General features: G+C 62.8%; 9 protein-coding genes. All 9 read left to right on the top strand.

Features of this window, described 5'->3' with window-relative positions:
* A partial coding sequence (locus B4E36_RS02580) for a hypothetical protein (RefSeq protein ID WP_345899943.1) occupies positions 1-284 on the top strand: 284 nt, incomplete at its 5' end.
* 54 nt (positions 285-338) lie between these two features.
* Entirely contained in the window at positions 339-1490 is a 1152-nt protein-coding gene (locus B4E36_RS02575; protein WP_292052849.1) for a calcium:proton antiporter, read from the top strand.
* A gap of 20 nt (positions 1491-1510) precedes the next feature.
* Positions 1511-2632 carry a transporter substrate-binding domain-containing protein gene (locus B4E36_RS02570; RefSeq protein ID WP_292052847.1) on the top strand — a complete coding sequence of 374 codons (1122 nt, stop codon included), beginning with the start codon at positions 1511-1513 and terminating at the stop codon, positions 2630-2632.
* 147 nt (positions 2633-2779) lie between these two features.
* Positions 2780-3661 (top strand): aldo/keto reductase, encoded by an 882-nt coding sequence (locus tag B4E36_RS02565; protein ID WP_292052846.1) that lies wholly within the window; start codon positions 2780-2782, stop codon positions 3659-3661.
* A gap of 98 nt (positions 3662-3759) precedes the next feature.
* Entirely contained in the window at positions 3760-4740 is a 981-nt protein-coding gene (locus B4E36_RS02560; RefSeq protein WP_345899942.1) for an aldo/keto reductase, read from the top strand.
* 379 nt (positions 4741-5119) lie between these two features.
* On the top strand, positions 5120-6385 hold the full coding sequence (locus B4E36_RS02555) for an ABC transporter substrate-binding protein (RefSeq protein ID WP_292052842.1): 1266 nt from the start codon (positions 5120-5122) through the stop codon (positions 6383-6385).
* Positions 6386-6692: 307 nt separating this feature from the next.
* Positions 6693-7763: a carbohydrate ABC transporter permease gene (locus tag B4E36_RS02550; protein ID WP_292052839.1), complete on the top strand. Its 1071-nt coding sequence runs from the start codon at positions 6693-6695 to the stop codon at positions 7761-7763.
* 3 nt (positions 7764-7766) lie between these two features.
* A complete protein-coding gene (locus B4E36_RS02545) occupies positions 7767-8648 on the top strand; it encodes a carbohydrate ABC transporter permease (protein ID WP_292052836.1) in 882 nt (293 codons plus the stop codon).
* Between the two features lie 11 nt (positions 8649-8659).
* A partial coding sequence (locus B4E36_RS02540) for an ABC transporter ATP-binding protein (protein ID WP_345899941.1) occupies positions 8660-9369 on the top strand: 710 nt, incomplete at its 3' end.

Raw genomic sequence — 9369 nt, 5'->3', positions numbered from 1 at the left:
TTCGCCATAGCTATGGCTATGCCGTGCGGGCTTCTTCGCGTGGAATGACCGGTTTGGGCAAACAGAACGGATTCCATTTAAGACTGAAGGGCTCTAGAAGCCTTCAGGTGAGAGCCGGAGCGACGGCGCCTCATGCCCGCGCCACCTTGCCGCACGTGTCGCGCCCGGACCTGATCCGGGCCTCCATTGTCGACGCATATCCGGTCAGGCGAACCCGTCCCGCCCTCTTTCATGGCGCGGTCAGGATGCGCAACACCATCCGGCAGTTGAAAAGATGGCGATAACATGGCAATCGAATAACCAGTCCAAGGCGACGGAAACGTCCGATATCAGGAGGCATGCCCTTGACCAGCGAGCATAGCGCGCCCGAGGCCGCAGGGTCGCCCTCGTTTCTCGCTTTCGTCAAACGCGAACGCGTTCTCGGCATTGCCGTTGTCACCAGCATTATCGCTTTCCTGTTTGAAGACAGGCTGTTTCACGACATGGGTCACCCGGTGAAGCTGACCTTTCTGCTCGCATGGCTTTTTTCCGTGATCCTGGCATCCGCCGTCGGCGTCGTGCGTCATGCCGAAGCGATCTCCGAGCGGCTGGGTGAGCCCTTCGGCACGCTGGTGCTGACGCTGTCGATCACCGGCATCGAGGTGCTGAGCATTACCGCGGTGATGCTGAATGGCGAGAATAACCCCGCCTTGGTGCGCGATACGCTGTTTTCGGTGGTGATGATCATCATGGGTGGCATGTTGGGCATTTCGCTGCTGCTCGGCGCGCTGCGCCATCGCGAGCTGACCTTCAACCTGCAGGGCGCCAATGCCTATCTGGGCGTGATCATTCCGCTTGCCGTGTTCAGCCTGATCCTGCCCAACTTTACCCGCTCCACCGAAGGGCCGACCCTGAGCGACCTGCAAAAGGTGATGCTCGGCCTGATGGCGGCGGGGCTCTATCTGATTTTCCTGATGATGCAGACCGGGCGGCATCGCGGCTATTTCGCCCAGCCGGAAGAAGACGGGGCGCCCACCGAAGAGCACAAAAAGCCTTCGGGGCCACTCTGGCTGAGCGTCATCCTGCTGTTCTGCTACATCCTGCCGGTGGTCTATCTGGTCGAGCAGCTCGCCAAGCCGATCGACTATATCATTGAGACCCGCGGCGCGCCCGGCGTGATCGGCGGGGTGCTGATGGCCATCCTGGTCACCACGCCGGAAGGCATTGGCGGGGTGAGAGCGGCGCTGAACAAGCGACTGCAATCCTCCGTGAATATATTCCTCGGATCGGTGCTCGCCACGATCGGCCTGACCGTTCCGATCATGCTCGCGGTCTCCAGCGCGCTCGGCCTCAACCTGCAGCTCGGCCTCGCGCCGACGGACGCGCTGCTTCTGGTGCTGATCCTCGTCGTCAGCATCGTCACATTTTCCAGCGGGCGCACCAACCTGTTGCAGGGCGCTGTGCATTTCCTGCTCTTCGTTGCCTTCCTTCTCCTGATCTACAGGGGATAACCGAAAGGACTGCCCGACAGATGTCAAAAGCAAGCCAATACCTGAAACTCTCCCGTTGGGGCTTTCTGTTTTCCGTGTTGTTTCTCGCAGTGTGCGGATCGGCCGTTCCCTCCTTCGGCCAGCAGACAGACGAACCGCTGCAGATCAGGGTCGGCTACCGCGTGCTGCCGCCGTTCATCACCAAAAAGGACGACGGAACACTGACGGGCATGGCGAGCGAACTCTGGCGGGAGATCGAGAAAGGCTTCAACATCGATCCGACCTATGTCGAATACGCAACGGTCGCCGACCTTCTGGCGGCAACTGCGGCGAGAGAGGTCGATGTGGCGGTCGGCGCGATCTCGATTACCGAGGAGCGCGCGGAACTGGTCGATTTCACCCAGCCCTGGTTCGATTCCGGTCTGCGCATCATGATTGATAACCGGACCACATCTTCCCTTGTGAATGTCTGGAACGGTCTCGCCGAAGCCGGCTACCTGCGCTACTACGCCTGGCTGCTCGTGTTCATCGCGATCGGCACGATCGGGCTGACGCTATTCGACCGGCACTTCGACAAGAACTTTACGAGGCGCTGGCGCGACGGCATAGCCGAAAGCTTCTATTCTGTCATGCTGGTGGTGACCCGGGGCACGCTTCCGGGCCGGGCCAAGCTTTTCGGGTGGTATGGCAAGATTTTCTCGGCCTTCTGGCTGATCATCGGCATTGCCGTCGTTGCCTATATCACCTCATCGGTCACCAGCGTGATGACCAGCATCGCGATCACCGGCAGCATTACCGGGCCGGATGACCTGCCGGGCCGCACTGTCGGCGTCTTCAGGGGGTCGACCGCCGAAAACCGGATGCGCCGCAACGGCGTCGATTTCATCACCTATACCGGGATGGACGATGCCGTCGCGGCCCTGCGCGGCGCCGAGATCGACGCGATCGTCGGCGACGCGCCGGTGCTGGAATATTACAAGGCCCAGAACCCCGGACTCGGTCTCGATGTCGTCGGCCGCATCTTCGCGCCCGACAAATTCGGCTTCGCCCTGCCCTATGGTCAGGACACGCTGATCCAGCCGATCACGGTGCGCCTTCTGGCGCTGCAGGAGGACGGCGTGGTGCGCGCGCTTGCGCAGCAATATTTCGGCGATGAACGGTAACAGCATGGACCGCAAGGCGACGCCGCGGCCTGGCTGCGGCGACCCTTCGTCTTGAAATCCCGTCGCCGCCGACCCACGTCAGTTCAGCAATTGATATTTTCCCGCGCCGAGGCCGTTCGGCCCGCGCATTCCATCACGGAGACAACAATGGCTGACAAAATCGCCGACAAGGCCGGCACATTTTCCATCGGCGGCAAGCTGAAGGTCAATCGCCTCGGCTATGGCGCCATGCGGATCACCGGCAAGGGCATCTGGGCCGAGCCTGACGATCGCGAGGGCGCGCTGGCCACGCTGAAGCGCCTGCCGGAACTGGGCGTCGATTTCATCGACACCGCCGACAGCTACGGCCCTGACATTTCCGAGTGGCTGATCAAGGAAGCGCTCCACCCCTATGACGACGTAAAGGTCGCCACCAAGGGCGGGCTGACCCGCACCGGACCCAATGTCTGGATCCCGGTCGGACGGCCGGAATATCTGCGCCAGCAGGTTCACAAGAGCCTGCGCAATCTGAGGATCGAGCAGATCGACCTGTGGCAGCTTCACCGTATCGACGACAAGGTGCCGGCCGACGAGCAGTTCGGCGCGATCAAGGAGTTCCTGGGCGAAGGCCTGATCGCCCATGCCGGTCTATCCGAGGTGTCGGTCGCCGACATCGAGGCCGCCAACAAGGTGTTCCCCGTCGCCACCGTTCAGAACCGCTACAATCTGGTCGACCGCACCAGCGAAGACGTCCTGGATTACTGTGCGGCAAACAATATCGGCTTCATTCCTTGGTTCCCGCTGGCCGCCGGCGACCTCGCCAACCCGGGCTCGCTGCTGGATGAGATCGCCAGAAAGCACGACGCGGCGCCGAGCCAGATCGCGCTTGCTTGGGTGCTGAAGCGCAGCCCGGTCATGCTGCCGATCCCCGGCACTTCCAAGGTCAAGCATCTGGAAGAGAATGTCGCCGCGGCCAATATCACGCTGTCCGACGAGGAGTTCGCAGCCCTCGATGCCGAAGGCAAGAAGGCCTTCGCCAAGGCGGCCTGATCTGCGGCATTGAAAATGCCAAAGCGCCGCCGGCTGCAGTTTCGTCTTGCCGGCGGCGAAGATATCGTCAAATCTGACGAAAACCGGGGGAACCACCTATGAAATACGTCAAGCTCGGCCGCACCGGCCTCGATGTTTCCCGCCTTTGCCTTGGCTGCATGACCTATGGCGCGCCCGACAAGGGCAGCCATCCATGGTCGCTCGGCGAGGAGGAAAGCCGGCCCTTCATCCGCAAGGCGGTGGAAGACGGGATCAATTTCTTCGACACCGCCAATGTCTATTCCGCAGGCACGTCTGAGGAGATCGTCGGCCGCGCGTTGAAGGACTTCGCCCGGCGCGAGGAGATCGTGCTCGCCACCAAGGTGATGAACCGCATGCATGAGGGCCCGAACGGTGCCGGCCTTTCGCGCAAGGCGATCATGCAGGAAATCGACAATTCGCTGCGCCGGCTCGGCACCGATTATGTCGACCTCTACCAGATCCACCGCTTCGACTACGACGTGCCGATCGAGGAGACGCTGGAAGCGCTCCACGACGTGGTGAAGGCCGGCAAGGCGCGCTATATCGGCGCCTCATCCATGCATGCCTGGCAGTTCGCCACCATGCTCGCCACCCAGAAGGCCAATGGCTGGACGCGGTTTTCGACCATGCAGAACTATGTCAACCTGCTCTACCGCGAGGAGGAGCGGGAAATGCTGCCGCTGTGCGAAGCCGAGGGCATCGGCGTCATTCCGTGGAGCCCGATGGCGCGCGGCCGCCTGACCCGGCCCTTCGACACCGCAACCAACCGCACCGAAACCGATGAATTCGGCAAGACGCTGTTTTCCGAAACCGCAGATGCCGACCGCAAGGTGGTGGACGCCGTCGAGGCCATTGCCGCGGCGCGCGGCGTGCCGATGGCCCAGGTGGCGCTTGCCTGGGTGCTGTCGAAGAAGGTCGTTTCCGCGCCGATCATCGGCGCCTCGAAGCCGCACCACCTGGACGATGCAGCGGGCGCGCTGGAAATCTCCCTGACTGGCGACGAGATCGCCCGGCTTGAGGCGCCCTACATTCCCCACCGCGTCATGGGCTTCAAATAGCGGCCGGCATTGGCGGCGGCAGACGAAAGACCAGGTTCGAAAGTGTTTGCGTCCGCCGGTTGAGCCCGGGGGAACTTTCGTGTTAGTAAACCGTTAACCATCAGATGTGTCCTGCCTCTGGCAGGACACTGGCGGGGTGGCTTTGTCCTGGCACGGGGAGGGTGTCATGACAACCTGAGCGCGCGGAACGGTTTATCGTTTGTCTGTGCGCCGGAAGGCCCCCGCCACCTCTTCCCTCGTGGGTCCCCGGCCTTGGCCGGGGAACAGTCCCGCCCGCCGCTTGCGCGGCATGCCCTCCCGAAGACCGTTCACTGCGGTGGCTACGCCGCCGCGCCTTCCAGGCAATTCCGCCTGAGCGCAGTTTATCGGAGGAGATAACATGCAGAAGACAGCTTTCATCCTGGCCTCGCTGATGGCGACCACGGCGCTGCCCGCGACCGGTTATGCCGCCACGGAACTGACGATGTGGTATCACGGCGCCGGCAACGAGACGGAATCGAGCATTCTGAAAAGCATCGTTTCCGACTTCAACGACAGCCAGGATGACTGGGAAGTGGTTCTCGAAAGCTTCCCCGAGGATTCCTACAATGATTCCGTGACGGCGGCCGCTCTCGCCGGCAACCTGCCGGATATCATCGATGTCGATGGCCCGATCATGCCGAACTGGGCATGGTCCGGCTACATGCAGCCGCTGCCGATCGACAAGGCCAAGCTCGACGGCTTCCTGCCCGGCGCGATCGGCGAATGGGACGGCCAGATCTATTCCGTCGGCCTTTGGGACGCGGCGCTCGCGATGATGACCCGCCAGTCCTATCTCGACAAATACGACATCCGCAAGCCGACGCTGGAAGAGCCGTGGACGGCGGAGGAGTTCGACGACATCCTCGTCAAGTTGAAGGAGAGCGGCGATTTCGAATATCCGCTGAACCTCGGCATGGCGGATGCCGGCGAGTGGTACACCTATGCCTTCCTGCCCTTCCTGCAATCCTTTGGCGGCGACCTTGTCGACCGCTCCGACTACCAGAGCGCCGAGGGCGTGCTGAACGGCGAGGCGGCGATCGCGTTCGGCGAATGGTGGCAGTCGCTGTTCGAGCGCGGCCTCGCGCCCGGACCGAGCCAGGACCCGGCCGACCATCAGAACGGCTTCATCAACGGCGATTACGCCATCGACTGGAACGGCAACTGGACGGCGCGCGTCAAGCTGGACGCCTTCGATGACGTGGTGTTCCTGCCCGCGCCCGATTTCGGCGAGGGCCCGAAGATCGGCGCGGCGAGCTGGCAGCTCGGCATTTCGGCATCTTCCGAACATCCCGAGGGCGCGGCGGCGTTCATCGAATTCGCGTTGCAGGACCAGTATCTTGCCGATTTCTCCAACGGCATCGGCCTCGTGCCGGCCACCCAGGCCGCCGCCGACATGTCCGACTTCTACAAGGAGGGCGCGCCGCTCGCCGTGTTCTACGGCCTGTCGGATGCGCAGGGGTCGCTGCGTCCGGTCACTCCCGGCTATGTGGTGGAGACCAGCGTGTTCCAGAAGGCGATCGCCGATATCGCCAACGGCGCGGACGTTGCCGACACGCTCGACGGCGCGGTCGACGAGATCGACACCGATATCGACCGCAACCAGGGCTACGGCCACAACGGGTAAGGGGGCAAGGGGCCGGCTTCGGCCGGCCCCTTTTCCTCGAGGGGAAGGATTAGCGGAGGCGTGATGCGCCCCTAATCTCCCCCCTTGAGGGGGAGATGTCGCGAAAGCGACAGAGAGGGGTAATGGGCATAAGCCGCTGACGCCGTGCTCTCGGAAAGGGTTCACCCCTCTCTGCCCTGCCGGGCATCTCCCCCTCAAGGGGGGAGATTGAATCGTGGCAAGGCATCGTTCGATCAAAACGCGCGGCTTTTGAGGAGAGGCAGTCCCGCCGGCCCGCCGCCTCCTCGACATAGGACAGGACAGACATATGAGCCGGAAACTGACGGAGAACAATGGAGCCGGGTGGGCGTTTGCCGCGCCTTCGATCCTGCTCATCGGCCTGTTCATCATCCTTCCGTTCTTTCTGGCGATCGCGTTCTCGCTCACCGACCAACGCCTGATATCGCCCAATCCGACCCGCTATGTCGGCGCGGAGAACTATCGCGATCTCCTCGGCCTCAATGTCATCAAGCTTGAGCCCGAAACCGCCGACGACGGAACGCTTGCGCGCGATGAGGACGGCAATCTCGAATATCCCCGGGTGCGCTCCCTCACCCGCTCCGACGACTATCCGCAATATCGCGGCATGCGCGAATGGTTCCGCATCCATGCCGGAAACACCGCCTATGTGGTGGTGGCGCGCGACGTGGTGTTCATGCGGGCGCTGGTGAACACGCTGATCTTCGTCGCGGTCACCGCGCCCGTGCAGGCCGGGCTGGCGCTGGGGCTTGCGCTTCTGATCAACCAGCGATTACGTGGGGTCAATGTGTTCCGGGCCGTGTTCTTCATGCCGGTCGTGGTCTCGATCGTGGTCGTGTCGCTGCTCTGGCGGTTTATCTATGACGGCAATGACGGGCTTTTGAACGCGCTGTTATCCGGCCTGACCTTCGGCCTGTTCCAGCCGGTGGACTGGCTCGGCAACACCCATACGGCGCTCGGCTCGATCATCGCCATGTCGATCTGGCAGGCGGTCGGCTTCCACATGGTGATCTGGCTCGCCGGGCTGCAGACCATACCGCCCACGCTCTACGAGGCCGCCGCCATCGAGGGCTCGTCGAAATGGCAGACCTTCCGCTACGTCACCTGGCCGGGGCTGCGCAACACCGCCGTGCTGGTGCTAGTGGTGATCACCATGCAGGCCTTCGCCGTCTTCGCCCAGATCGACGTGATGACCAAGGGAGGGCCGCTCGACAGCACGCAGACGCTGGTGTTCCAGGCCGTCGAGCGCGGCTATGGGCGACAGGATATTTCCGGCGGCTCCACCATCTCCGTGGTGCTGTTCGTGCTGGTGCTCGCGATCTCGCTGGCGCAGCGCTATTTCACGCGGGAAAGGAACTGAGCCATGGCCGCTATCTCCAACGACAATCATGGCCTCAGGCTCGCCGTCCGCTATCTGGTCCTGGTGCTGGTGGCGCTGGTGTTCCTGCTGCCGCTCCTGTTCATGGTGATGTCGTCGCTGAAGCCCGACAACCAACTTCTGAACGATACATCCTCGCTGCGCGCCTTCCTGCCCGTCGGCGATATCAGCCTCGACAATTATGCCGGCGCCTTCCGCCGCGCGCCGATCGGGCTGTTCGTGTTCAATTCGGTGATGGTGACCACGATCACGGTGCTGGCCTCGCTGTTCCTCTGCTCGCTCGGAGCGTTCTCGTTCACCTTCGTCCGGTGGCGCGGCAATGCGGTGGTGCTGTCGATCGTGCTTGCCACGCTGATCATTCCGTTCGAGACCATCGCGATCCCGCTGCTCTTGTTCGTCTCACGCCTGCCCTGGATCGGCCTTGACGGGTTTTCGTGGGGATGGCTCAACACCTACCGCGTCCAGATCATCCCGTGGATCGCCGATGCGCTGACGATCTTCCTGTTCGTCCAGTATTTCAAGGACCTGCCGCGCGAGCTGATCGAGGCCGCGCGCGCGGAAGGGGCGAGCTGGTGGCAGATCTACCGCCGGGTGGTGATGCCGCTCTCCGGCCCGGTGATCGCCACCGCCGCAATCCTGAAAGCCTTGAAAATGTACAATGAACAATATCTCTGGCCGCTGATCGTGGTGCAGGACGAGGCCCACCGGCCGATCATGGTCGGGCTCGGCTATTTCTTCCAGCTCAACGTGCCGTGGGGCGAGGTCATGGCCTATCTGTCGCTGATCACCGTGCCGGTGCTGGCCTTCTATCTGGTGCTGCAGCGCGCATTCATCGCATCGATCGCGTCGACCGGCGTGAAGGGCTGAGGGAGAACCACATGGCAGAACTGTCGCTCAAATCGGTCCGCAAATCCTACGGCAAGGTCGAGGTCATCAAGGGCGTCGATCTCGATATCAAGGATGGCGAGTTCGTCGTGTTCGTCGGGCCTTCCGGCTGCGGCAAGTCCACGCTGCTCAGAATGATCGCGGGGCTGGAGGACATCACCGACGGCACGCTCGAGATCGGCGGCAAAACGGTCAACGACCTGCAGCCGAAGGAGCGCGGCATCGCCATGGTGTTCCAGACCTATGCGATCTTCCCGCACATGTCGGTGCGCGAAAATGTGGCCTTCGGGCTGACGATCGCCGGCGTGCCGAAGAAGGAGAAGGAAGAGGCGGTGAGCCGTGCCGCGCGCATCCTGCAGATGGAGCACCTGCTCGACCGCCGCCCCTCACAGCTTTCCGGCGGCCAGCGTCAACGGGTGGCGATCGGCCGCGCCATCGTGCGCAATCCGGCGGTCTTCCTGTTCGACGAGCCGCTCTCCAATCTCGACGCGGCGCTCCGGATGGACATGCGCATGGAGATCGGCAAGCTCCACAACCAGCTCGACGCCACGATGATCTACGTGACCCACGATCAGGTCGAGGCGATGACGCTTGCCGACCGGATCGTGGTGCTGAAGGACGGCATCGTGCAGCAGGTCGGCACGCCGATGGAGCTTTACCACGAGCCGGCCAACCTGTTCGTCGCCGGCTTCATCGGCTCGCC

It is taken from the genome of Martelella sp. UBA3392 (genome assembly GCF_002358775.1).
GTDB classification, from domain to species: Bacteria; Pseudomonadota; Alphaproteobacteria; order Rhizobiales; family Rhizobiaceae; genus Martelella; species Martelella mediterranea.
This window is presented reverse-complemented; position numbering and strand designations above follow the sequence as displayed.

Excerpts from the sequence above, each read along its gene's own strand:
- B4E36_RS02575 (WP_292052849.1), top strand. The coding sequence starts at position 339 with ATGCCCTTGACCAGCGAGCATAGCGCGCCCGAGGCCGCAGGGTCGCCC.
- B4E36_RS02570 (WP_292052847.1), top strand. The coding sequence starts at position 1,511 with ATGTCAAAAGCAAGCCAATACCTGAAACTCTCCCGTTGGGGCTTTCTG.
- B4E36_RS02565 (WP_292052846.1), top strand. The coding sequence starts at position 2,780 with ATGGCTGACAAAATCGCCGACAAGGCCGGCACATTTTCCATCGGCGGC.
- B4E36_RS02560 (WP_345899942.1), top strand. The coding sequence starts at position 3,760 with ATGAAATACGTCAAGCTCGGCCGCACCGGCCTCGATGTTTCCCGCCTT.
- B4E36_RS02555 (WP_292052842.1), top strand. The coding sequence starts at position 5,120 with ATGCAGAAGACAGCTTTCATCCTGGCCTCGCTGATGGCGACCACGGCG.
- B4E36_RS02550 (WP_292052839.1), top strand. The coding sequence starts at position 6,693 with ATGAGCCGGAAACTGACGGAGAACAATGGAGCCGGGTGGGCGTTTGCC.
- B4E36_RS02545 (WP_292052836.1), top strand. The coding sequence starts at position 7,767 with ATGGCCGCTATCTCCAACGACAATCATGGCCTCAGGCTCGCCGTCCGC.